Raw genomic sequence first — 25,458 nt, 5'->3', positions numbered from 1 at the left:
TGCATGGTCCGCTTGGCGCCGAAGCCCAGCTTGCGGCTGGCCTCCTGCTGGAGCGTGGTGGTGCGGGACGGCGCGCCGTCGGTCCGGCGGGGCGCGGGGCGGATGACCTCGTGGGGCGGCGGGGTCAGGCCCCGCTGGTCGTCCGAGGGGCGGAAGGAGACGAACGTGCCGCCCTCGCCCAGCTCGCCCTCGATCCGGACACCGTCGTACTCGCCGGTCCAGCGGAAGCCGGTCGGTGTCGCGTCCACCGCGCCGTTGCGGCGGGCGTCGAGGTAGGCCTGTTCGGCCGCGTACACGGCACGTTCCCCGGTCCAGTGCGCGGGGAAGAGCGTGCGCTCCCGCCCCGGGGCCGCCTCGTCCCCGATCTCCCTGACCCGCAGGGTGCCGTTGGCGTTGCGGTGGAACACCTCGCCCTGCTCGGCGTGCGGGGACGCGCCGCGCAGGGCGGCCGTCCGGACCTCCTCGCCGAACTCCGCCCTGGCCGGTGGCAGGTTGCCGGCGTGGTCGCCGCCGGGGTGGCCGAGCGCCTGGTCGACCAGGTCGCCCAGTTCCCGCAGCCGTTCGGCCGACGGGACCGGGACGGCCCGGTCCGAGCCGCCGACGAGGAGGTGCTCGACCGGCAGGCCGAGCTGCCGCCCGAGGTGTCGGAGCATCGTCTCCGGGGAGGTCGTCAGACCCCAGGATTCCGGGGACCGGCGCGCCGTCCCGGGTTCCAGGTGAATCGTGCGATGAGCGGCTTCCGGGTCTTCGGTGAACTCCGTTCGCACCCGGAGCAACGTCCCGTCGGGCAGCCGGTGGCCGGTGTTGAAGGCCTCTGCGGCCTCCCTGGCCGTGGTCTTGAGGTGCTCCGCGATCCGGTTCAGGACGGCAGTGTCCTGCTGGGGCCCGGACGGCAGGACCAGGCGCGTGCGCAGGACGAGGACGGTGGCCTCCTCCCCGCTCTCGGCCAGGACGCCGCGCCGCACCTCGAACGGCCGCTGCGGGCGGCCCGCGGGTGTGACCTCGGCCGACGCGTGGCCGGGCTGCAGCACCGACCTCGGATCGGGCACGGTCGCGTGCTGCGCCACGGGCTGCGCGACCGGCGTCGGCGTCGGCGCGTGCGAGGTCTGGAGGCCCGGTTGCTCCACCGCGTGCACCCCGCCGGCAGCCGTCGACTGCGGGGGGAACATCATCCGGTCCCGTGCGAGCCGCGCCTCCTCGGGATCGTCCGCCGGAAGCACTCGCGAGTCCGCGTCGGCGGCCTCGACCCCGGCCGACTGCCGGAGCGTGGCCGACGGGCCGGCCGCCCTCGCCGGCGCGGACTGCCGCCCCTCGGCAGCGGGTGCGGGCTCCGCTCCGGGCAGCCGGCGCACGGGGGTGTCCGGCCCGGGGGCCGGTCCCTCGACCGGCGGCAACGCGTCGACCCGGGCGGTGGCGGGCGGGCGGGTGCCCGTGCCCGCCCGCCCCGGCTCGGCCAGGTCGGCGGCCCGGTGACCGGCCACGTGGGGGGTCCAGTCGCCTTCGCCGGCCGCCTCCTCCGCGAAGACCCTCGCCGTCTCCGGGAGGTCGCCGTCGACGTACGTCATGAAGTCGGGCAGCAGGGCGTCCAGCGTCGGAAGGCTGGAGTCCGCCGGGATCCGGTGGCTGGAATGGGCGCCGTCCGCGCTGTCCGTGAACCTGAGTTCCAGTCGGATCAGCAGGTCGTCGTCCGGGCGCCGTTGGGCGGCGACATAGCGGTCCGCGGCCTTCTGCAGCCGCTCCCTGACCGCCACCCGTTCCGCGGCGGACAGGGCGGGGTCGAAGTCCAGGTGCACCGGCGCGGTGAGGTGGGCACCCACCTGGCCGCTGTGGAAGTAGACCTGACGGACGTCCATCGTCCGCTCGACGTCGTCGCCGAACTCGACGGCCTTGAAACCGGAGCTCCGGTCGATGTCGTCGGGGCCCCACTCGCGGTGCGGCTGGTCCGTGGCCGGACGGTGGACCAGGTGCACGCCGTCCCGGGTCAGGCCCTCGATCCTGACGCCGAAGGCCTCGCCCTCCCAGCTCTCGATGCCGGTGGCCGGGTCGAGCTCCCGCTCGGCCTCGCCGTACGCCCTGCGCACCGCGTCCGCGACGTGGTCGGGCGTCCAGGCCTCGGGGTACAGGGTGTGAGCCTGCCAGTCCTCGTGCCGGTGCCAGTTGCCGGGGAGGTCCGCCTCCGCCGATCCCGGCTCGACGCGCGGGTCCAGGAACCAGACGGCAGCCCGGTAGGTGCCGTTCTCGTAGGTCTTCCAGGCCTGGTCGACGACGACGCCGTGCTCCCGGGCGAGCGCCGCCGGGGGCGCCTGGTGGACCCCCGCGAGCGTCTGGCGGTCACCGAACACGGCCAGTTCCTCGGCACGGTGGCCGAAGCCCGCCGGGGCGGGGCGCAGCCGCGCGAACCGGGGCGCGTCGAGGCCCGTCTGGTCGTCGGCCGGTCGGAAGGACGTGAACTCGCCGTTCAGCAGCTCACCTTCGATCCGGACACCGGCGTACTCACCGACCCAACGGCGGACTCCGCCGTCGGCCGGCTCGGCGACGCGGTTGTTGCGGCGGGCGTCCAGATACGCCTGCTCGGCCGCGTAGACCGCCTCGTCCGCGGTCCAGTGCGCCGGGAACATGGTCCGTTCCCGTTCCCGTGCCGGGGCCGGGGCGGCGGGGTCGCCCACCGGGTCGTGACCGGTCGTGCCGGTCACCCGGTCCACCGCGCGGAAGGTGCCGTTGTGCTGGCGGTCGCCCACCGGCGCCGGTGCGGGGCGGCTCTCGCCCGGTCCGGGGGTGAGGTGGGCGCCGGTGCCGTCCGGCCCGCCGTACAGCACGGCGTGGCGGACGTCCGCGCCGAAGCCGGCGCGCGGCGGAGTTCCCGTCCCGTCGCCGGCCGGGGCGTGGCCGGCGCCGCCGAAGGCCGCGTCGAGGACGGCGCCGAGATTCCGCAGATCGCCGGGCCGGAGCGCGGAGTTCCACTCGACCGAGGCGGCCGGTGCGTGGCCGGGCCGGTCCACGAGGTGACGGCCGAACCGTTCCTCGCCCCGTAGACCGAGCAACCGGCCGAGCTCGCGGACCACGGCGGGCTTCGTGGCGTCGAGGCCCCACCTTCCCCGGTCCAGCTGGTCCCCTCGGGGGTCGAGCTCGATGGTGTGGTGGGCCTCCTCCGCACGGTGGACGAGTGTGACGCCGACCTTCAGCAGGTCACCGTTGGGCAGCCGCTGACCGAGGTTGTAGAAGTCCTCGGCGCCCGCCCTGAGCCTGGCCTTCATCCGTTCGGCCTTGTCGGTGAGCCTCGCGTCCACACCGTCAGGACCGGTCAACCGGGTCTCGTCCACGTACACCCTCAGGGTGAGCACGGTGGCCGTGTCCCCGTCGAGCAGTTCGACTCGGCGGGCCGCGAACCGCGGTCCGCCCCCGTCACCGGCGTCCTCGGCCGGGACGACCTCGGCGTCGGCGAGCCGTCGTTGCGGCTCCGGCACCGGGTCAGTGCGATCGTTCACCACCGTCAGGCCCGGCTCGCCCCAGAAGTCCTTGATCCGGCCGCCTTCCACCCGGACGTTGACCGGAACGAAAACGTGCTGACCGTAGACCACTCCGTCGGAGAGCGGTGGGCGGCCCTGCTCGGCGAGCGCGGCGTTCTCCTTCCGGAGCACCGCCGAAGCGGCGTACCGGGCCTCGTCGTCGGTCCACTGCCGGGGCAGGCTGCGGCCCGCCTCCTGCCAGGCGGAATCGGTGAACTCGGTCCGCCGGCCCTGGACGTCCATCGTGTTGTGCACCACGGCGGGCAGTTGCTCGCCGGGGCGCAGCGACCCCGGTTCACGCAGGTCGGCGGGTACGTGGCCGGGACGGGCCGCCGCCCGGATGTCGTCCAGCGCGGGGGCCATGGTCTTGAACTGGGCCATCAGGTCCGGGAACCCGGTGGCGAGGACGACCCCCGGCAGGTAGTGGTCGAGGGGGCGGAGCCCGGCGCCGGGGGGGATCGGGGTGCTGGAGTAGGCGCCGTCCGGTTCGTCGACGAACTCCAGTCCCAGCTTCATCAGCGGCCCGCCGGGCTGCTGATGAGTGGCGACGTACTGATCTGCGAACTGCTGCACAAGCCTCCGCACTTCCGCGACCTCTCGCTCCGTCATCCCCGGCCGGGGAGTCAGGTGGAGCCGGGCGATGACCTCGACGCCTTCCCGGCCGTCGGCGAACAGAGCCTGCCGCACCCGCAGCGGGCGGTCACCGAGCGTGACATCGGCCGTCGCGGTCAGACCGGTCAGGTCGCGGCCCGGCCAGGCGGCGTCGTCGTGGGGCTGCGAGTCGGCGGGGCGGTGCGTCAGGATCCGGCCGTCGCGGGCCAGTCCCTCGATCCGGACACCGTCCACCTCACCGACCCAGTACGTCGTACGTCCGTCGGGCAGCGTCACCGTCCGGTCGCGGTCCTCGAACGCCCACCGCACCCGCTGAAGCACCTCTTGGGTGTTCGCCCAGCTGTCCGGGTACATCATGTGTCCCGGCGAGCCGTCGCGTCGGCGCCAGCGCGCCGGAAAGCCTCTGCCCATCGTGGAGTCCGGCTCGACCTTGGGGTCGAGGAACCAGACGTGCGCCCGGTAGGTGCCGTTCGGGAAGGTCTGCCTGGGCTTTCCGATGCTCACACCGTGCCGCTCCGCGACGTCCTCCGGCAGCTTGTGGTGCACACCCGTGAGAGTGTGCCGATCCCCGTAGCGGGCCATGTCCTCGGCCCGCTGGCCGAAGCGGAGGGGCTGCATGAGGCTGCTCGGCGCGTGCGCCGGCGGGCTGACGTCCGGCTGGTCGTCCGTGGGCCGGAAGGAGAGGAACCGGTCCCCGTGGATCAGACCCTCGATCCGTACCCCGGCGTACTCGCCCTCCCAGCGCATGACCCCGCCCCCGGCGGGGGTCACGGCCCTTCTGGCCCGAGCGTCGAGGTACGCCTGCTCGGCCGCGTACACCGCGTGCTCCTCGTTCCAGTGCCCGGGGAACATCGTCTTCGTACCGTCGTGCACCGGCGTCGCGAGGTCGCCGGCCCGCGAGTTCGAGTCGACGTGGAAGGCGGACGACGACGTGACCTCGGACGCGTAGCGCGCCCGGAAGGTGAGGTTCGCCTTGGGCTCGCCCAGCACGGCCGGGCGGACCCGCTCCGACCCGAGCTCCGGCCAGAGGTGGCCACCCTCACCGCGCGACGTACCGTACAACGCCCTGCGGCGGACGTCCTCGCGGAAGGCGGCACGGGGTGGGAGACCGCTCTCGTCCCCGGGCACCCGGGGACCGAACGCCCCGTCGATCGACGCGCCGATCTCCCGCAGGCTACGCGGGGCGAGGATCGTCGACTCCTCGGCCGACTGGACGAGATCCGTCTCCATATCGACCCTGATCCGGCCGAAGTAGTCGCGTGACGCCGCGGACATCAGGCCACCGTCGGCATGCACGGGCCGGGCGCCCTTCGCCCGCTCCCGGTACTCGTCGGGCAGGCCCAGCAGGTGGCCGAGCTCGTGCGCCACCGTGCGCGGCTCGGTGGCCAGGCTCCACTCCCGCGAGTGCTCCCGGTGCTCGGGGTCGTCGTTCAACCGCACGGTGTGGTGCGCGGCCTCGGCCGAGTCGGTGAACTCGACCCGCACCCTCAGCTCGTCGCCGTCGGGGAGCCGCTGACCGATGTTGTAGACCTCGTTGACGCCCTCGTGCGCCCGGTCCTTCAGCTGCTCGATCCGGTCCTGGTGGTCGACCTCCTTCGGCAGACCGGTGGTGTCGAAGTGGATCCGGACCACGATCTCGGTGGCCGACGCGCCGTCGGCGCCGGGCAGCGTGCCCCGCCGCGCGTCGAACCCACGGGAGTAGTTGTTCGACACGCGCCGCAGGAAGGGGTCCTCCGGAGAAGTGATCCGCTGAACCGTGTACCCGTCGACCAGGTAGGACCCGGGGGCCGCGACCGGGGCCGGCGTCGGCTCGGGCTGCGCGACCGGCGTCGGCGTCGGCGCGTGCAGCATCCGCGGCTCCGGCCGTTCCGCGCGGGGGCGGGGCCGGTGCTGGTCCGCGAAGACCTGGTCCGGCGTCCCCGCGAAGTCGGTGATCTGACCGTTCGTCAGTTCGACCCGCAGGGAGACGCCGGCGAAGCTCCCCTCGACGGTCTGCGACGGGTTCGCGGTGAGGTCGGCCTGTGCCGCGACCCTGCGCGCCGCGTGGCGACGTTCCACGGCCGTCCACTCGGGGGGCAGGCCGCGGCCCGCGTCGGCGGCGAGGGTGGCCCCGAAGTCCGGTGCGGCGGCCAGGCCCAGGTCCCCGCCGGCCGCCGCCCGGCTCACCGTCGGCGGGCGCTCACCGGTGCCGGGAGTCCCCGGCGGGCGCAGCGGCGCCGCCGGCGCCGTGTCGTCCCCGATGAGGCGGTCGGCCCAGGTGAGGGGGCGGACGAGGTCGAGGAGGTTGTCGCCGAGACTGCGCCTCAGATCGGTGCCGAACAGCATCAGGTTCGCCCGCAGCGGCGCCACCGGCTCCGAACCGGGATCCCCGTCGACGAAACGCAGCGTCAACCGGACCGAGCCGTTGTTCCGGGGAAGCGACCGCGCGGTGTAGTCGTCCGCGGCCAGCCGGAGCGCCTCTCTCATCTCGCCCGTCTCCGCCCCCCGGACCCGGACGATCACCTCGGTGCGCAGCCGGCCGTCGCCGAGCAGCACGCGGCGGACGGTCGCGGGGGCTTGCCGGCCGTCGTGTGTCACCGGGTGCTCGGCGAACCGGGTCACCACCGTGTCCCCGCCGTAGGGCCGGAAAGGCTGCCAGGTGGTCGGCCGGTGGACGAGGTGCTGTCCGTCGCGGAAGACGCCCTCGATCCGGACGCCGTCCGGGGTGGTTCCGATCCAGTGCAGACTCCCGTCGGCCGACTCCGTCTCGTGCTGCCGGTCCCGGAAGGCCCGGTCCACGCGGTCGAGGAGCTGCTCGGGCCCCCATTCCCTGGGGTAGAACATCTGGCTCGGCTCGTCGGCCCGACGGTGCTCCCGGGAGGGGAACTCGCTCAGCGGGGCGTGCGGCGACACCGTCGGGTCCAGGTACCAGACGGTCGCCCGGTAGGTGCCGTTGGCGTTCTGCGGCTGGGCGTCGGCGATGCGCAGACCGTGGTCGGCGGGGGTCATGGCCGGCCCCTGGTGGTGGACGCCGGTGAGGGTGTGCCGGTCGCCGTAGCGGACCAGGTCCTCGACCCGGTGGCCGAAGGCGGACGCCTCCCCGGGCCGCAGCCAGTACGGGGTTTCGAGCCCGCGCTGGTCGAACGAGGGCCGGAAGGACGTGAAGTCGGCCCCCCGGATCTCGCCCTCGATGCGGACCCCGGCGTACTCGCCGGTCCAGCGGTACGAGGCGAGGCCGGTCTCGGTCAGATTGCCGGTCCGCCGGGCGTCCAGGTACGCCTGCTTCGCCGCGTACACCGCGTCGTCGGCCGTCCAGTGGTCGGGGAACATCATCCGCCGCGACCGGCTGTCCAGGCGTCCGGCCGGCGCGTCCGCCAGCCGGTCGCCGAGGACCTCGGCGCCGGCCACCAGGTAGGTGCCGTTGCGGTTCGGAGCCCCGGTGGGCTCCGGCCGGGGCCGGTCGGAGCCCACCGGCGGGGCCAGGTGCCCGCCCCGGCCGTCCGGCCCGTCGTGGAGCGCGACCCGCCGGGTGTCCTGGCCGAACGACGCCCGTGCGGGGAGCTCGCCGTGCTGGGGGTGCCGGGGGGCGGTCCCGAAGACGCCGTCGAGCACGACGCCCAGCTCGTCCAGGTTGTGCGGCCGGAGCGCCGTCTCGCGGTGGGCGGTCCCCGCCCCGTCGGCGAGCGGGTGGTCCGCGTCGTACCAGACCCGGCCGCGCTGGTCGAAGGTGGGAGCTGTCATGAGGCCGCCCTCCGGGTAGACCGGCCGGGGGCCGGCCTCCGCACGCCGGTACTCGTCCCCGAGGCCGAGCAGGTGGCCGATCTCGTGGCCGATCACCCTCGGGGCGGAGTGCACGCCCCAGTTCAGCGCGCTCTCCTGCGGCTGGTCGAGGCGCACGTGGACGACGTGGTGGGCCTCCTCCGCGTGCTCGACGAACTGGACCGCGACCTCCAGCACGTCGCCGTTGGGCAGCCGCTGGCCGTGGTTGAAGACGTCCCGGACGCCCTCCTCCGCGGTGAGCCGCATCCGGTCGAGGTTCCGCTCGATCTCGACCTCGGTGGCGCCGATGTCGACCGGTCGCGGGAGGATCCGGACGGTGAGGACGGTCCTGGTGTCGCCGCCGGGCTCCTCCACCCGGCGGGCCTCGTAGGACTGGATGTACTGGGCCCGCAGGCCGAGGAGGAACGGATCGGCGGGCGGGCGGACCTCCGCCGTGGCCAGCGTCCGCACCGGCAGGGGCGCCGGAGCGGCCGAGGCCTGGTCGCCGAGGCGCTGGCCGGGCTCGGCCCAGAAGTCCATGATCCGTCCGAACGAGACCAGCAGCTTGAGCCGGACACCGGCGAACTCGCCGGTGAGGATCTCGGGTGCCGGACGGCCCCGGCCGACGGCCCCCAGGTCATCGAAGACCTGGCGGGCGGCGTGCTGGGCGTCCTCGCGGCGCCACTGCGGCGGAAGGCCGAAGCCGCCGCGGTCGCGGGCGGCGGGGTCGAACACGGACAGCACGTGCGGCAGGGCCGGCGCGGGCACGTCCACCGCGTTGAGCGGCACCCCGTCGTTGTCGGCGGGGTCGCGCAGCCGGAACAGCGGCGCGTAGTCGGTGTCCACCTCCCCCCGGGCGGGAAGGGTGGCGCGGGACACGGCTTCGACCAGCTCGGCGGCGCGCTCCGGCCGGAGCGCCGACGGCAGGTGGCCGGTGAGGTCCGTTCCGTCCCCGGGGTGGACGGCGATGCTCAGGTCGGCGTCCCCCCGGTCCTCGGTGAACTCCAGCGACAGCGCCAGGCGCCGGTTTCCCGTGGGTTCGTCGGGGTCCGTGTGACCGACGTACCCGTCGAAGTGCCGGTCGGCCTCGCGGGCCAGCTGCTCCCGGACGTGCTGGACCTGCTCGGGCGTCATCCCGTCGGCCGGCCGCAGAAAGACCCTGAGCGAGAGCAGGTGGACTTCGTGGCCGTTGTCGCGGAGGAGCCATCGTCCGCCCGCCGTCAGGGCGTGGCCGAGCCGCACCTCCATCTCGTCCGTCCGGAAGAGCTCGCGGCTCTGCCGCCAGTCCTCGGCGGGGTCGGCCCGGAGCTCGGCCGGGCCGTGCGCCACGATCCGGCCGTCCTGCGAGATCCCCGCGATCGGCGCGTCCTCGTAGGCGCCGAACCAGCGCGTCCGGCCGCGCCTCACCGGAACGACGATGGTGTTGTCACCGGCCGCGGCCTCGGCGGCTCCGCGAGCCGCCTGCTCGGGCGTCAGGCCCTCGGGGTAGAGCAGGTGCCCGTGGGCGTCGGAGGAGGCGTGCCAGCGCGACGGGAACCGGGACAGCGGTGCCCCGGGCTCCACGGACGGGTCGAGCACCAGGATGTCCGCCTGGCGGGCGCCGTACTCGTTCGCCTGCTGCCCGTCGGAGAGCCGCACGCCCTGGCGCCCCGCGTCCGGCAGGCCGCCGCGACGGGAGGGCCGGTCGGTGGTGGACCCGGCCGTCGTCAGGCCGTCCTGATCGGCGGACGGGTGGAACGAGATGAACCCGCCCGCCGCGTCCAACCGGCCCTCGATCCGGACGCCCGCGTACTCGCCCCGCCAGTGGTGGCCGGTCGGGGTCGGGTCGACCGCGCCGGTGCGGCGGGCGTGCAGGTACGCCTGCTCGGCCGCGTACTCCGCGCGCTCGGCCGTCCAGCGGGCCGGGAACAGGACCCTCTCCTCACCCGTCTCGGTCCGGACCAGCAGGGTGCCGTTGGTGTTGCGCCGCGTCACCCGGTCCGCGCCGACCGCCTCCGGGGGAAGGTCCGCCGGCAGGTGTTCCGACGCCCTGCTTCGGGCACCGTCGTCGAACGCCGCCCTGGTCGGCAGCGGCGAGGAGTCGGTCCCGAGGGGCCCGCCCACCTGGTCCACGAGGTCGCCCAGCGCGCGCAGCCGTGCCGGTGCCAGGGCCGGGACGACGCCGCCCGAGCCGCCGCCCGTGTGCACCTCGACCGGCAGGTCGAGGGCGCGGCCCAGCTGGTGGACCAGTTGCTCCCGGGAGATCCCCAGGTGCCAGTTCCGGTCGTTCTGGCGAGCGCTGCCGTCGTGCAGGCGCACCGTGCGGTGAGCCGCGTCCGCGTTGTCGACGAACTCCACCCGCACCCGCAGCAGGCTGCCGTCGGGCAGCCGGTGGCCGGTGTTGAACTGCGCGGCACCCGCCCGGACCCGGTTCTCCAGCGCGGTCAGCGCGGCCGTCCGGTCGATCGGCCGGCCCTGCGCGTCGTGCGTCGGCAGGTCCGAGCGGTCCAGGTGGGTCCGGAGGACGAGGACGGTGGCGTCCTCCCCGCCCTCCTGGAGGGTGCCGCGCCGCAGCTCGAACCGCCGGCCCGCGACCGGTGCGATCGTGGCCGAGGTGTGGCCCGGTGCCAGGGAGGTGGCGGACTCGTGAGCCGACGACGACGAGCCACCGGGCGACGAGGAGGACTCGCCTCCGGCGTCGCCGGTGTGCCGGGGGGCCGCGGGCGCGCCGACCGGCTCCGGGACGGGGTTGGTGTGCTGGGACGGGAACTCCTGTCCCGGCACACCGCGGAAGTCGACGACCCGGCCGTTCTCGGTCCAGACCTCCATCCTGACCCCGTTGAACGAACCCTCGTGGATCCGCCGGTTCGGGGCGGTCGGATCAGGCCGCGAGACCTGGCTCGACATCGCCCGGGCCGCGGCGGCCATGCCCTCGGTGGGGGTCCACCCGGAGGGCAGGCCACGGCCCGCGTCGGCCGGCAGCGGGTCGACGAAGGCCATCCTGAGCACCGTTTCCGTGGCCGCCATCAGGCTGACGGTCGCGGGGCGCCGCCCCGTCCCGGGTGTGCCGGGCTCCTCCAGCGGGCGGACCGTCGGGCGCGTGCCGTGGTCGGTCCAGCCGGTCCTCGGAGCGCCGTCGGCGAGCGTGCGGGCCAGCTCCCGCAGGGGGCGGCCGGGGGTGTCCGTCAGGTCGGGCAGGAGCGTCCGCACGTCGAGGGCGCGGGGGTCGGTGCTCCTTCTGATCACGGTGGTGCTGTGAGCGCTCTCGGCGGCGTCGGCGAGCTCGATCCTCACCCGCACCGGGGTGCCGCCCGCGGTCTCCTGGGTGCGGGTGTAGGCGTCGACGGCCCGCTGGAGGTCCTCCCGGACGTTCTCGACGCGCCCGGGTCCGGCACCGCCCTCGAAGTCCAGGTGCACCCGGGCGGTGAGCTCGACGCCCTCCTGGCCGCTGTCGAAGCGGACGTGCCGGACGCTCACCTCGGGCCCGCCGGGGCCGGTCTGCATCCGGGTCGCCGCGGACTGCGCGACCACGCTCTCCTGGCGCCAGTGGGTGAGCGGCTGCTCGACGGTCGGCCGGTGCACGAGGTGGACGCCGTCCCGGCTGATCCCCTCGATCCGGATGCCGTTCGCCTCACCCACCCAGTGCTCGGCCGCGCCGGCCGCGGGCTCCTGCGTCCTCGACCCCGCGTACGCGGTGTACGCGGCGTGGACGGCGGCCAGGACGTCGGCCCGGCCCCAGGCCGTGGGGTACAGCATGTGCACGTGATCGTTGTCGGGGATGCCGTGCCAGCGGGACTCGAACGCCTGCAGCGGGGCGCCGGGGGCCACGGTCGGGTCGAGGAACCAGACCCTGGCCCGGTAGGTGCCGTTGTCGTGGGCCGGCCACCTGTGCGCGTCCGCCTCCACCCTGATGCCGTGGGCGGCGGCGGCCGACGGGATCGGTGCGTGGTGGACGCCGGTGAGGGTCTGCCGGTCGCCGAACCGGACGTGCGCCTCCGTGTTCAGGCCGAAGACCCGGTTCACGGGTCGCACCGGCTCGTGCGTCGGGGCGGCCAGCCCGCCCTGGTCGTCGGACGGCCGGAAGGATACGGACCGCCCGTTGACCAGCTCGCCCTCGATCCGCACGCCGCCGTACTCGCCCACCCAGTGGTACCCGGTGGCGCTGTCCGTGACCCGGCCGGTGCGCCGGGCCGTGTGGTAGGCCTGTTCGGCCGCGTAGACCGCGTGGTCCGCCGTCCAGTGCTCGGGGAACATCACCTGCCGGCGGGGGCGGGGCGCGGTCGCGAGGTCGCCGGCCGCGCTGGTGGTGGTCCGCGGCTCGGCGGCCGGCAGCTCGACCACGAACGTGCCGTTGCGGTTGACCGGGCCCACCCGGTCCGGCCGGGGCCGGTCCGAGGCCGGTTCCGGGTACAGGTGTCCCACGGCGCCGTTCCCGTCGCCGTGGAGGGCGGTGCGGCGGGCCGCCTCGTCGAAGCCGGCCCGCAGCGGCACCGCACCGGGGACCGCCTCACGGGCGGGTATCCGGAGCGCCGCGTCGACGACGGCGCCGAGGTCCCGGAGGTAGCGCGGCGGCAGGCCCGGCGCGGAACGCTCCGCGACGACCTGTCCGTCCCCGTGGTCCCCGTCGACCCCGTACAGGCCGAACCGGTCCAGGAAGTCCGCGGTCATGAGCCCGCCGTCCGCGTACACGGGCCGCGGGCCCCAGGACGCCTCCCGGTACTCGTCGGGAAGGCCAAGCGCGTGCCCGAGTTCGTGGGCGAGTACCCGCCGAGGGATGTCGAGGCTCCAGTTGCCGAGGTCCTCCCGGCCGTTCGTACGGTGGACGGCGGCGGTGTGGTGGGCGTCCTCCGGCCGGTCCACGAACTCCACCCGGACCTGCAGCTGGTCGCCGCTGGGCAGCCGCTGGCCCCGGTTGTACTGCTCGCCGATCCCCTGCCTGGCCCGGTCCTGCAGCTCGGCCAGGCGGGTCCGGGTCACCGCGTCCAGGCCCACGCCCGGGGCCGGCTCCAGCCGCGAGGTGTCCAGGTGGACCCGCAGCGTCAGCACCGTCCGGGTGTCCCCGTCGGGCAGTTCGACGCGCTCGGCCTCGTACGACTGCCAGCGACGGCCGGACATCCTGCCGCCGAAGGCGTCCGCGGGCGGCAGGACCTCCGCCGTGGCGAGCACGCGTCCCGGGCCGTGCTCCACGGTGTGCCGCGGGGCCTCGTCCGCGGTGCGGGTGCCCCAGAAGTCGGTGATCCGGCCGTTCTCGACCCGGACGACGACCTCGGCTCCCGCGACGGTCCCGCGACGGACGACCGGGCGGGCCGCGGGGGTGGCGAGGAGGTCGGTCCGGTCACCGCTCTCGGTGGACCGCGCGACCAGGTCGGCCGCGAACCGCGCCTCGTCGGCCGTCCACTCGGTGGGCAGCCCCCGGCGCGGACCGTCCCAGGCCTCGCCGGTGAAGGACTGCCGCAGGCCGGGCAGCAGCGCGGCCATCCGGTCCGTGGTCCGGGGCAGCGGCTCGTCCGGGCGGACCGCGCCCGGCTCGTGGAGGCTGCCGGGGACCGGCTCCTGGATCCGGCCCGGGCGGACGCCGTCGAGGTCCCGCGAATCCGGCGCGAGGCGTTCGGCCACGAACAGCAGGTCGTGCCGCCCGCCCGCCTCCATCAGGGGGCCGAGGTGGTCCCGCAGCACCGGCGGCGTGCCGGCGGTGATCCGGCGGCTGGAGTGGCTCCCCTCCGCGGTGTCCGTGAACTCCAGCCGCAGGTCGAGCAGGGTCTCGTCGGGCGACTGCAGGAGGAGGTAGTCGTTCGCCTGGCGCCGGAGCTGCCGCCGCGCCTCGGACACCTGCTCGGGCGTCATCGCCGGGTCGGCTTCCAGGTGGATCCGCGCGGTGACGCGGATGCCCTCCTGGCCGGAGTCGAACAGGACCCGCCGGAACTCCACCTGGCCGCCCCGCCCCGCCCCCAGCCTGTGGACGAGGGGCTGCGAGGCGCCCAGCTCGCCGGTCGTGTCCCAGTGGTCGTACGGCGGGTGCGGGTACGGATCGGGCGCCGGCTGGGACTCGGTCGGCCGGTGGGTGAGGATCCTGCCGTCCCGGCTGAGCCCCTCGATCCGGACACCGTACGCCTCGCCGACCCAGTGCCAGGTCACGCCGTCGGGCAGCAGCTCCCGGGGGTTCCCCGGTGCGCTCTCGGCCCGCGCCGCGGCCCACCTGGTCTGCTCGGCGGTCCACCCTTCGGGGTAGCGCATCGGCGCCGGCGCGTCGGCCGCCCGGTGCCAGCGGCTCGGGAACACGGCCAGCGGCGAGTCCACCGGCAGGGCCGGGTCCAGGTACCAGACGTCCCCGCGGCCGGTCCCGTTCAGGTGCCGCGTCGCCGGATCCACCGGGTCCGCCCGGACGCCGTGCGCGACGCCCATCGCGGCGTCGGCATCGTACCGGGGGTCGTGGTGGACGCCGCTCATGGTGCGCCGGTCGCCGTACTCGGCGGTGTGGCCCGGCCAGGCCGTGTGGCCGGGGGCGGGGCGGTCCGGCGCGTACGCCGGGGCGGTCAGCCCCTCCTGGTCGTTCGACGGGTGGAAGGAGGTGATCGCGCCGTCCTGCTGCTCCCCCCTGAAGCGGACGCCCGCGTACTCGCCGACCCACCGGCGGGCCTGCGGCGACAGACCGCGCTCCAGGGCGCCGAGGTGGGCCTGCTCGGCCGCGTACACGGCCTCGTCCGCCGTCCAGTGCGCGGGGAAGAGGGTGCGCTCCACCACCCGCTGACCCGTCAGCGTCTCCAGCCGCACGGTGCGGTTGGGGTTCTCGAAGTACTCCCCGCCCGGGTTGGCCTCCCGGAGGGCGGGCGTCAGCAGTCGGCCGTCCGGCCCGTACAGCGCGGCGTCGCGGACCTGCGGCGTGATGGTGGAGCGCGGCGCGGGAGCGGCGCCCTCGGGCGCGGCGGCCGGGGTGAAGGCACCGTCGACGGCGGCGCCCACCTCGCGCAGCCCGTGCGCGGCCGGTCCCGACACGGGCCTGCGGGTGCCGCGGCCGGTCTCCCGGTGCGTCTCTCGGTGCTCGCCGCGCAGGCCGAGGGCGTGCCCGAGCTCGTGGGCGAGCACGTCGCGGCTGACCCGCAGGCCCCAGTTCGCGCCGTCCTGGCGGACGGTGCCGGCATGCAGCTTGACGGTGTGGTGGGCGGTCGCGGGGGTTTCGGTGAACTCGACCCGGACGCGCAGCAGGCTGCCGTCGGGCAGGCGGTGGCCGTTGTTGTAGGCGTCGGCCACGGCGGCCAGGGCGCGCCGGCGCACGGCGTCCGCCACCGGGCCGGAGACCGCCGGGGGCCCCGTGATGTCCAGGTGCGTCCGCAGGACGAGTTCGGTCGCCCGGGTGCCGTCCGGCAGGGTGCCGCGCCGGGCCTCGAAGGGCCGCGGTGTGGAAGCGTCCTCGGTGCCGGCGGGACGACCGACGTGCGCCGTCGTGTAGTCCGCCACCAGGAACGAGGCGGGCGGCGGGGGCACGACCTCCTGGTCCCCGCCGACGTGCGGCGGGATCACCGTCGGCGTCAGCGGCTCGGTGGTGTTCCCGGGCACGGTGGAGTCGTCGACCGGGGTGACGGGCGGCACGGCCGACTGGTCGGCGAGGTCGGTGGACTCGCTCGACTCGGCGGACTCGGCGGACGCGGTGGCCGGCCTGCGCGGGGACTGCGGGAACTCGTTCGGCGTCCGGGGCGGCGTCGGCACCGGCGGCTCGTCGCCCGGGGTGCGGCGGTCCCGGGTGGGCTCCTGGCCCAGCAGGACCGACGCGATGCTCTCGGTCTGCCGCGCGGGCCCTTGGCGCGGCAGACCCTCGGTGAGCAGCGGCTCCTGCGCCGGGTGGCGCCCGGCGGCGTCGGGGTCGCCCGGGGGGCGCGGGGTGGGCGCGTGCGGCGGCGGGGCGACCGGGGCGGTGTGGTCGGACGAGGTGGTGGGGACGGGCGCGGGGCGGCTGACGTCCTGGTGCGCGGTGGTGGTCGTCGCCGTGGCGGTCGCGGTCGCCTGCGTCCGCTGCGGGGTGTGCTCGTTCGACGACTCCGTCCGGTGGGGCTGGACCGGCGGTAGGTCGGCGGCGGACTGGGTGGCCCGCGGCGTCGGCCTGCCGGGCGTGCCGGTCTTCGGGGCGTTCTGCCCCGTTGCCTCGGACTTCGGCGCCTCGGACTTCGGCGCTTCCGGCTTCGGCCCGGTCGCCGGGTCGTCGTGGGACTGCACCCGGACGGGCGGGGTGGTGGCCGGCTTGTCGTTCGACGCCAGGTGTTCGCCCGTGCTGGAGGTCCGCGACGGCCGCGCCGGCGGAGGCGTGGCGGGGGCGTCGTGAGCTCCGAGGTCACCGAGGAAGTGCAGCCCGGCCAGACCCGTCGGCTCGTGCGCGGAGCGCTCGTCCGCGAGGAAGTCCGCGTACTGCAGCAGCGACTGCATCCACTCGGCGACCTCCGGGTCGGCCTCCGGTGAGGTGATCTTCCGCCCCGACGCCGCACCGATGTTGTCGGAGAGCTCCTCCAGCGACTTGATGTGCTTCAGGTGAGCGGCCTCGAAGGAGCTGTTGTGGCCCATCCGGGGCACCGGGAACGGGACGACCTTGCCGGACGCGAGGCAGGCCAGGGCCGCGAAGTTGATCGGGTGGTACAACGGGAAGTACTTGGACGCCCCGTCCTCCACCGCCGCGTTCTGGGTCGTCGAAACCCAGTGGGCGTACCTGTGCATCAGAGGGCCGGCACCGAGGTGCATGACGTGGCCCATGATGCCCGTCATCAGGCCGCCGACGAAGCTGCCTCCGGTGACGGTGAACTCGTGGTTCTCCCCGAAGGTGAGGTTGTAGGTGCCCTCGGTGAGGACGTTCTGCACACCGGCCTTGATGTACCCGCCGACCGCCAGTCCGAGCCGGTAGCCCTTGTTCCCGGCGCCCATCTGCTCGGCGAGCGCGGGGAGTTCATGGGTCAGCAACCTCGTCTGACGCGTGGAGAGCTTCTCCGCGCCCTCGTGCGTGAGGACGTCTCCGAGCGCGCCCTTGACGCCGCCGAGCCGCTCCAGGCTCTTCGCCCCCCAGTTGGTGGCGAAGGCCTCGCCGAACTCTTTGCCGAGCGTCTTGGCGACCGTGTCGCCGAGTTCCTTGCCGAAGTGCTTCGTGAAGATCTTCTCCATCTCCTGGACGAAGATCCCGGAGAGCGCGTCGGTGCCCTTCTTGCCGAAGCCGTGGTGCAGTTGCTCGGTGGCCGCCTCCATCAGGCTGCCGAGGTCGCGCGCGAACGCCTTGGCCGCGGCCTTCTCCGGCCCCGTGAGCGACTTGGCCGCCGCGCCCGCCGCGCTCGCCAGCCCCTCCTTCTCGGCCGCCTTGGCCGCCGCGCCCGCCGTGCTCGCCAGCCCCTCCTTCTCAGCGGCCTTGGCCGCCGCACCCACCGTGCTCGCCAGCCCCTCCTTCTCAGCGGCCTTGGCCGCCGCACCCACCGTGCTCGCCAGCCCCTCCTTCTCGGCCGCCTTGGTCACCGCACCCAGCGGGCCCTTGAGCCCCTCCTTCTCCGCGACCTTGGTTGCCGACTCCAGCAGGGCCTTGAGGCCCTTGATGTCGCCATGCACCAGGTAGTTGCTCAGCTGGTCGGCCAGCAGCCGGCCGCCGCTCTTGCCGAGGAGCTTGCCCAGCAGCTTGCCGAGCCCCAGCCCGAAGAGCTCCAGCGGGCCGCCGAGCACACCGCCGATGAGGCCGAAGAGGGCCGCCTGCTTGGTGTACTCCTTGTCGACGTGGTCGCGGTTGCCCTGCCCGATCTGGAGGTTCTGGATGATGCCGTCCATCAGCAGACCGCCCACGATGCCCGAGAAGGTGTGCATCGCGATGGTCTTGAGCAGGTACTTCATCAGGGCCTGGAGCGCGACCTTGGTGAGCAGCTTCCTGAGTACCAGCCCGGACAGGCTGGTGCCGAAGCTGAACGGCGCCCAGAAGATCGCCAGTGCGATCTCGACCATCAGCTGCACCAGCTGGGCGATCGCCATCCACTTGGTGTACTCGACCGAGTTGGCGACGTCGCCGGCGCAGTCGGCCAGTGCCTTGGCGGTCTTGGCCGCCGCCGACACGTAGTCCTCCCCGCCACCGTCGGTCTTACCGATGAACGAGTTCATCTGATAGGCGAACGTCGTGGCGGCCTTGCCCTCGAACTGGTCCTTGCACTGCTTCGCCACCGTGGCGATCAGGTCGTGCAGTTCGGGCAGTTCCTTGTGCAACCGCTCGTAGGCGTCCCGAATCTCGCGCAGGTCTCCCTCCTTCACCTCCGGCCAGGGCATGCCGGTGATGATCGTGAAGAAACGTGCTGTCGAGGCATTGACCTCGATCGACGAGTGGGGCACGTGCTGCCTGCCGTTCCGGTCGTTCCAGGGCGCCCGCGCGCCGTCACTGCTTGTCGAGGGGTCCTACGGCCGGGTTGTCCGCCGGTCCGGGGAGGGGTTCAGAAGGCTGGATCCAGAGGGCCGGGTGCGGTGACCCGGGCTCAGAGGCCGTTGGCCAGGTCGAGGGAATGCTGGTCCGCCCTGTCGAGCGTTTCGGCCAGCACCTCACCGTTCTCGCCGACCGAGCCCATCGTGCTGCTGATCTTGAGGATCAGCTCGTACAGGTTCGTGGTGCCCTCGTCGACCTGCTGGTGGTACTGCTTGCCGATCTCGTCGTGGCCGCCGACGGCCAGGTTCGCGTCGTTGATGAACTTCGCGTCCGCCAGGACCTTCGCGGTCAGCTTCTTCAGCTCGAAGAACTCCGCGAAGCTCTGCTTGAGCATCGCGGTCTTGGCCGTGGTGCCGTGGCTAGCCATGGAACTCCTCCTGACGGTCCGCCTTCTTCTTCTTGTCCTCGGGTTCGTAACCCGGGCGCATGGCCCACAGCGGTTCGAGGATCTCGTCCAGTTCGGTGCCGCCGGTCATGGAGAGCCGCAGCGTCTCCCCCATGCCGTCGAACCGGCCGATCCGTTCGGCGACCTGCTCGCCCACGGCCGCGCGGGCCTCGTTGAGCGAGTCGGTCAGGATCTTCGCCAGCTCGGCGGGGGCCATCTCGCGGTAACCGTTGGTGTGGAAGGTCATCGAGACGACCTGGCCCTGCGAGCCGACCTTGACGGTGACCATCCGGTCCTTGGAGGTGACCGAGGCGGTGAGCTCGTTCATCTCCTTCTGCATCTCCTCGGCCCTGGCCAGCTCGCTCTGCATCTCCGCCATCGCCTGGGCGATCTGTTCCGCGAAGGGGTTGCTCATGTGCTGCTTCCTGTCTTGTCGTCAAAGGCTGGAGCCCCGTCCGTCGTCGGGCGGAAGGGGCGTCCCGGTGGCGTCAGCGTCCGATGACGCCGTGCACGGCACCGGTCTCGGTGCCCCAGGTCTCTTCGTCCTCCGCCAGCCAGGTGGTGCGCCGGCGGTCCTTGTCGTTGGGGCCGCCCTGGCCGGCGCCACCCATACCGCCACCGGGCGGCATCATCGGCGGCATGCCGCCGGAGCTGGTCGGGGTCTGCCGGCCGGTCAGCAGGGCCTGCTCCTGAGCGGCGGCCTTGGCGGCCTTCTCGGCGGCCACCCGTTCGGCGTTGGCCTGGTCGACCGCGGCCTTCATGGCGTTCGGGTCGCCGCCGGAGGCGAGCGCCCGGGAGCTCATGCCACCGCCCATTCCGGTGACCACCGGGCCGCCACCGGGGCTGAGCAGGCCTCCCGAGCCGGAACCGCCCAGGCCGCCGAGGCCACCCGTGTTGTAGGAGAATCCGCCGGGGCCGAAGTTGCCCGGCGTCAGCAGGTCGTCCCCGGCGCCGCCGGAGTACCGGTCGGCGAGCAACTGCCGGTACTCCGAGACGGCGTTGCCCTGGCCGTCGAGCAGGGTGCCGTCCGGCCCGATGGTGTAGTTCGGGCCGGCCAGCATCGGATTGCCGTTGGAGTCGAGTACGGGGTTGCCGTCCTCGTCGACGATCCGCCCGTCCTTGGTGATCACGGAACCGGGCGGCACGGTGACGGGCCTGTTCGATCCGCCGCCCCCCAGCAGGAGGTCGTTGGAGCTGCCGAGGTTGGGGTTGCCGATGAGGTCGAGGCCCGAACCGCCGTTGCCGTTGCCGTTGCCGGTGCCGTTGCCGCCCGTACCGAGCCCGAAGTTCGGCAGGCCCGACCCGCTGCCGCCGCTCCCGCTGCCGTTCCCCTCCAGCTTGAGGTCCGGACCGCCCGGCTTCTTGATGTCCGGGCCGCCGATGTTCTTCAGATCGGGCCCGCCTCCGCCGCCGTTCATCTTGAGGTTGGGGTCGTCGATCTTCGGGTTGCCGGTGTCGTTGGTCTTGTCGTCCTTGCCGGGGTCGGTCTCGTCCTTCTTCGGCGTGGGCATGAGGAGTGGGAACGGCTTGAGCGGCGTGGCCGCGCCCGAGACGATGCCGTAGACCTTGGCGATGTTGCCGAGCGCCGTATTGGCCGCCTTGTCCAGGACGGAAACGATGTTCTCCACCCAGATGGCCCGCGCCCTGGCTTCCACCTTCGTCCAGAATTCGGGCGTTTTGGGATCTCCGAACGTCGCGCCCGTCAGGGTGAATACCAAATCCATTGTGCCGCTGGTCTTGTCCGTGATCTTTCCGGTTACCGTGGCGTCGGTGGGGTTGTCGTGGGTGAACTTGACGTTCTCGGCCTTCTGACTCACAGTCAGCGTCGCGCCCTTGAGCCCCTCCAGGAGGGCCGAGGTCACGGTGTTCGTCGGCCAGGCGTCGAAAGTGCCGTGCCATTCCCACCACGCGGCCATGAGCGTATCCACCGCCGCCGGGACAACGGGGTCGCAGTCCCTCAGGTAGTCCTCGACCTTGGTGCGGCTCATGTTGCGCCGGTCGGCGATGATTTCGTTCCGGAACGCGTTCAGGACGGCGCGGAAGGCCCCCGCCGCACTTCCCTGCCAGTCACTGTCCTTCGAGGCGACGGTGTCCGCCCACTTACCGACCTCCTCGATCCAGCCGTCGAGGAAGACGGCCACGTCCCGCAGGGTGTTCGCCGCGTCGTTGAAGACCAGGGGGTTGAGTTTGTCGTTGACTCGCGGCTTGGAGTTGTACATGCGCTCCAGCGGCGCCACGCTGTGCGTGAAACCCACCAGCTTCCCGCCCTCACCGTCGAGGTTGGGGTACAGGATGTGGGCGCCGACCACATAGCTGGCGTTGTAGGTGGTACCACTGGGGGTGGTGTACTTGAAGAACCAGGCCACCCAGGAGTCCAGTTTCTGACCGGTCCCGCCCGTTTCCAGCCCCTGCCAGCCGGAGTAGTCGTCGGCGACCGTGTTGCTCTTGTCGATCCACGGCTTCGCGTCGTCGTGAACCGCTTCCCGGGTGACCGGCGCCGAGTCATTCGACGCTGCGAGGAAGGTGAGCGCGTCTTCCCACTTGTACACCATGACAGACCCTTCTGCGGCCGAGCGCGACCGAACATGAGACGGGGCCGGCCCATGATCGGGCCGGCTCCGCGGTGCTGACCGGAATTCACCGACGAACTACTTGCCGCCGCCCGCCCCCGGGTTCAGGGTCCGTTCGGCCAACTGCATGAACTGCGCGTAGTCAAGGGCCTCGTCCAGCCCGTTGTTCAGGCGGAGATCGGCGAGCTGAAGGTCGGTGATCAGAGTGTTCAGCTGGTCGACGACGGTGGTCAGCAGCGAGTTGACCGACTCGGTGTAGGTCTTGAGCGAGGTGGCCAACGTGCTGGCGCCCTTGAAATTGGTGGAGTCGTTGCCCACGAGGATCGGGGTCGCCCCCGTCGCGTACCCCCTGAGCTTCAGCACCGGCCCGGCTTCGTTGACGTCCTTGATGAAGCGTTGGAGGTTGTTCGCGGCGAACGTGCTCAGGTAGCCGTCGGTGATCTCGACATCGCCGCCGTGCCCGCCGCCCTCGTCGTCATCGCCTGCCACGGTCGTCAGCCCCCGACGTGGTCGAAGTGGCTGCCGGCCCGCATGTCCGCGTCCTTGATGACGTTGCGGATCTCGGTGAGGGCCTGGTGGGCCGCGACGATCTTCTTGCCCATCGCCTCGTCGGCGGTGTGGAGCGTGTTCGAGAGGTTGCCGGCCGCCATCGAGAAGTCACCCACCAGCTCGACGTTGATCTTGCTGTCGAGGTACGCCTTCAGGTTGCTCATCGCGTCGTGCATCGTCTTCGCGTGCGCTTCGAGGTCGGTGATGGCACTGTCGATGCCGGCGTAGTGGAGCGACATGTTGCCCATGGTGCGGTCCCTTCAAACGGAGTTCTGGTGCGAAGAACGGGCGTCGGCTAGCGGGGGTTCAGGACGTCCTGGACGTGCTGACCCGCGCCACCGCCACCGTTGAAGTTGGCGATGCCCGCCGTGTGGTCGTCGGCCGCGTTGAACATCTGACCGCCGTCGCCGAGCTTCATGTGGAAGGCGTCGTAGTCCCGCTTGACCAGCGCGTACTGCTCCAGCCAGGCGTTGATCTGGTTCTGGAACGTGGTGCTGGCCGCGCCGGAGAAGCTGTCCCGGACGGCCGTGTTGATGTCCTCGATGTAGGCCGCGGTCTGCGACATCTCGTTGTACCGCGACTCGACCATGGTCCTGATGTCCGTCAGGACCTTCTGGTCGACCGTCGTCTGCTGAGCCACCGCGAGTACCTCCTCCATGAGTACCGGCCGTACCCGGCCGGCAACGTGTGCCACAGGCCGGCAGGACCGGCCCGCCAGGGTGAACGGGACGGCGCCACCGGACGGTTCACCGCCCGGTGGCAGGGCCCGGGCTCACCGCGCGCAGCGGCCCTCGGCGGCGGCCGGAGGCTGCACGATGCCGCCGGCGAGCGGCCCGGGGTCGAGGCTGGGGCCGGTCGGCAGCAGCGAGAGCAGGCGGCCGGGCACCGCGGTCGGGGTGGCCCCGACGTAGCCGAGGCGTTCGGCCACCGCGGCGGAGGCCAGCGGGTACTTCACGCCGGTGTCGGTGACCAGGTAGAGCGTGTTGCCGAAGCCCCCGCCGGACAGCGCCCGCACCAGGGCGCCGCCGCCGGGGCGCACCGCGATCCGGTCGGCGGGCGTGCAGCTGGGGATGACGCCGGGCTGGAGGGCCGGCGGCAGGCCGAGCACGGCGGTGGCGTCCGGGACGGCCAGTGAGAGGTCCCCGCCGTCGCCCGCCGGGTTCAGGGACCCGCAGACGGCCTGGCCGCCGGTCGGGGTCAGCAGGGCCGGGGGCCGTGCGGGCAGCTCGGCCGGGTTGAGGGTCGCGGTGGCGGCGCTCGGCGCGGAGTGGGCGGCGAGGTCCTCCGCACCGACCGGGGAGAGCGCGACCTGGCCGCTGCCGTAGGCGTCCCGCTGGGTGCGCAGATCGCCCTGGAGGAGGGCGAGCTGGGTGGCGGTGACGGGGACGAGACCCTGCTCGGTGAGCACGTAGCGCTCCTCGCCGGTCCCGGTGAACAACTGGCCGACCCGGGTGGCGCGCCCGCCCAGCGCGGGGCCGGCGTTGCCCCGGCCGGGCAGGTCGGGGGCGCGCAGGTCCGGTCCGGCCGGGAACGCGGCGAGGAACGCGGCGGTGACCGGGACGGGCACGGCGGCGGTGTAGCCGAGGGCGCGGACGGCGCCGCCGGCCGTGTCGAGGGTGAACCTGCGGCCGTGCCAGAGCAGTTGGACGCTGCCGTCGGGCGCGCCGACCAGCACACCCCGGTCACCGGTGCTCCGGCCGGACTGCCGGGTGCCGATGGCGACGGAGAGCTGGGGGGCGGGGCGGGCTGCGGTCGGGCCCGCCGTCTGGACGGTGCAGACGAGCCAGTCGGCGCCGGCCACCGCGGCCGGGGCGGGCAGCCCGTCGGGGGCGCCGACGATGCCGATCGGGGTGCCGCGTTCGGCCTTCTCCAGCGAGCGGGCGGAGACCTGGTCGACCTTCAGCTGGTCGCCGGCGAGCAGCTTGGCGCTGGCCTCGTTGAGTACGGGGTGGAGCAGCCCGCCGGCGAAGACGTACCGGGCGCCGGTCTCCTTGACCACCACCAGGGTGCCGGGTTTCTGCCAGCCGGTCGCGCCGCCGGGTTTGACCATGCCGTAGACGCCGGCACCGGCACCGATCAGCAGGGCGACGGCCAGGCCGATCGCGGCGCCGCGGTTGGTGCGGCCGACGGGGGTGTCGGGGGCGTCCGGCTCGGCGCGGAGCACGCCCGCGGCGACCCGGCTCATCACGAACAGGTGGGCCTGCACCTGGTCGCGTCGGGACTGCATGCGGTGGTCCTCCTCGGTGCGGGGTTCGGGGGCGACGGGTCGGCGGCCGGACGGCCGCGCCGGCTCAGCCCGCCAGGCCGCGCATCATCTGGTAGAAGCCGAGCACCTGGAGCGCGAGCGGCAGCAGCGCGAGCGCGACGAGCGAGTGCAGAAGGTCCCCGGCCCGGCCCCAGTAGGGCAGCAGCCGTCGGCCGGGTACCGTCCAGGCGGTCAGGGCGAGCGCGGCCGCGGCGATCAGCAGCACGGTGAACAGGACGAACCGGCCGGACTGATCGGCGCCCTGCCCGAACCGCACGGCCAGCAGGGCGACGCCCAGCGCGCCCGGCAGCAGCAGGGCGAGCCGCTGGCGGATGCCGCCGATGTCCCGGGCGTGCAACAGGAGCAGCACCGACAGGTCGGCGGACATCGCGGTCGCGCCCCACCCGCCGTCCCGGGCCGTGGCGAGCAGGGCGAGGGCGGCCGCGCACACCGTGCCGGCGGCGATGAAGAAACCGGCCAGGTAGCTGTCGGCGACGAGGCTGCGGGCGAGCACCCCCTCGGCCTCGAAGGGCTCGATCTCCTCCTGGAGCTCGTCGGCGTTGCGGGGCAGCGCGGGCAGCCGCAGCCCGGACAGCTTGAACGCCAGCCCGGGCACGAACGCGCCGAACAGTACGGCGGCGGCGGCGATCACGGCGGCGGAGTGGGTCGTCGGGATGCCGTAGGTGGCCAGCGCGCCCGCGCCCAGGGCGAGCACGGCCGCCACCACCAGCCCGGCGAAGAACGGGCCGGCCCCGACGAGGGCGAGCGCCAGCACCGTGGCGCCGACCGCCGCCGAACCGCCCGCGAGCAGCCGGGCCGGGCCGGTGACCCCGGGGATCAGGGCCGCGGCCGCGGCCGCGTAGGCGACACCGGCGGCACCGAGCGCGGCACCCGCCGGCGGGTCGCCGACCAGCCTGGTCGCCGCGCCGCCGCCGGCGAGCAGCAGCACGGCGGTGACGGCGGCGGCGGCGCAGCGGGGGCCGTCCGGTCCGGGCACGGCGAGCAGCAGCAGGCCGCCGGCCAGCGCGACCAGGGCGAGGGCCAGCGCCAGGTGGTGGGTGGCGGCGGGCCGCCAGGAGTCGCCGCGGGCGGTGGTGCCGGCCCGGACGCCGTCCACCAGATCGTCGAAGTGCACCTCGGGCAGGGCTTCCTGGCCCGGGCGGAGGAAGAGCTCCTCGCCGTCGTGCAGCCCGAGCGCCTCCAGGGTGCGCTCCTCGTCCAGCGGCGGGCCGCCGGCGCGCTGGAGCACCCAGCCGGAGTGCTCGGTGCCGCCCTCCTCGACGGCGGAGCCCGCGTAGCCGAGGACGGCGGGCAGCAGGTCGGCGAGGACGACGTCGCCGGGCAGGGCGAGTTCGAACGCGGCCTCGGAGGCGCGGAACCTCAGCCGGACCAGCCCTGCCGCCACCGTGGTACCGCTCACCTGTCGCGCCCTCCCGTGGAGCCCCGGCCTGCCC

Annotated in this window: 9 protein-coding genes; all 9 read right to left on the bottom strand. The window is 73.8% G+C overall.

Features of this window, described 5'->3' with window-relative positions; genetic code table 11:
• Positions 1–18,104: EndoU domain-containing protein (locus AB0J08_RS19520; RefSeq protein ID WP_360635241.1), on the bottom strand; the 18,104-nt coding region annotated here is incomplete at its 3' end.
• A gap of 203 nt (positions 18,105–18,307) precedes the next feature.
• The gene (locus tag AB0J08_RS19515; RefSeq protein WP_360635238.1) at positions 18,308–18,622 is read right to left on the bottom strand and encodes a hypothetical protein; all 315 of its coding nucleotides are present in this window, start codon (positions 18,620–18,622) and stop codon (positions 18,308–18,310) included.
• Positions 18,615–19,055: a YbaB/EbfC family nucleoid-associated protein gene (locus tag AB0J08_RS19510; RefSeq protein ID WP_360635235.1), complete on the bottom strand. Its 441-nt coding sequence runs from the start codon at positions 19,053–19,055 to the stop codon at positions 18,615–18,617. The genes AB0J08_RS19515 and AB0J08_RS19510 overlap by 8 nt, the downstream gene beginning before the upstream one ends.
• A 73-nt stretch (positions 19,056–19,128) precedes the next feature.
• Complete coding sequence (locus AB0J08_RS19505) at positions 19,129–21,192, bottom strand: hypothetical protein (protein WP_360635232.1); 2,064 nt, start codon at positions 21,190–21,192, stop codon at positions 19,129–19,131.
• Positions 21,193–21,288: 96 nt separating this feature from the next.
• Positions 21,289–21,699 carry a hypothetical protein gene (locus AB0J08_RS19500; protein ID WP_360635229.1) on the bottom strand — a complete coding sequence of 137 codons (411 nt, stop codon included), beginning with the start codon at positions 21,697–21,699 and terminating at the stop codon, positions 21,289–21,291.
• 5 nt (positions 21,700–21,704) lie between these two features.
• Complete coding sequence (locus AB0J08_RS19495) at positions 21,705–21,998, bottom strand: hypothetical protein (RefSeq protein ID WP_360635226.1); 294 nt, start codon at positions 21,996–21,998, stop codon at positions 21,705–21,707.
• A gap of 56 nt (positions 21,999–22,054) precedes the next feature.
• Positions 22,055–22,399 (bottom strand): hypothetical protein, encoded by a 345-nt coding sequence (locus AB0J08_RS19490; protein WP_360635223.1) that lies wholly within the window; start codon positions 22,397–22,399, stop codon positions 22,055–22,057.
• Between the two features lie 132 nt (positions 22,400–22,531).
• Positions 22,532–23,986, bottom strand: coding sequence for a type VII secretion protein EccB (eccB, locus tag AB0J08_RS19485; RefSeq protein WP_360635220.1), 1,455 nt, complete (start codon positions 23,984–23,986; stop codon positions 22,532–22,534).
• 64 nt (positions 23,987–24,050) lie between these two features.
• Entirely contained in the window at positions 24,051–25,424 is a 1,374-nt protein-coding gene (gene eccD, locus AB0J08_RS19480; RefSeq protein ID WP_360635217.1) for a type VII secretion integral membrane protein EccD, read from the bottom strand.
• Between the last annotated feature and the right edge of the window lie 34 nt (positions 25,425–25,458).

Origin of the sequence: Kitasatospora sp. NPDC050463, assembly GCF_040655255.1 — a bacterium.
Classification (GTDB): Bacteria; Actinomycetota; Actinomycetes; order Streptomycetales; family Streptomycetaceae; genus Kitasatospora.
This window is presented reverse-complemented; position numbering and strand designations above follow the sequence as displayed.

Bases quoted from the DNA above. Each gene is read 5' to 3' on its own strand.
- AB0J08_RS19515 (WP_360635238.1), bottom strand. From the start codon at position 18,622: ATGGCTAGCCACGGCACCACGGCCAAGACCGCGATGCTCAAGCAGAGC.
- AB0J08_RS19510 (WP_360635235.1), bottom strand. From the start codon at position 19,055: ATGAGCAACCCCTTCGCGGAACAGATCGCCCAGGCGATGGCGGAGATG.
- AB0J08_RS19505 (WP_360635232.1), bottom strand. From the start codon at position 21,192: ATGGTGTACAAGTGGGAAGACGCGCTCACCTTCCTCGCAGCGTCGAAT.
- AB0J08_RS19495 (WP_360635226.1), bottom strand. From the start codon at position 21,998: ATGTCGCTCCACTACGCCGGCATCGACAGTGCCATCACCGACCTCGAA.
- eccB (WP_360635220.1), bottom strand. From the start codon at position 23,986: ATGCAGTCCCGACGCGACCAGGTGCAGGCCCACCTGTTCGTGATGAGC.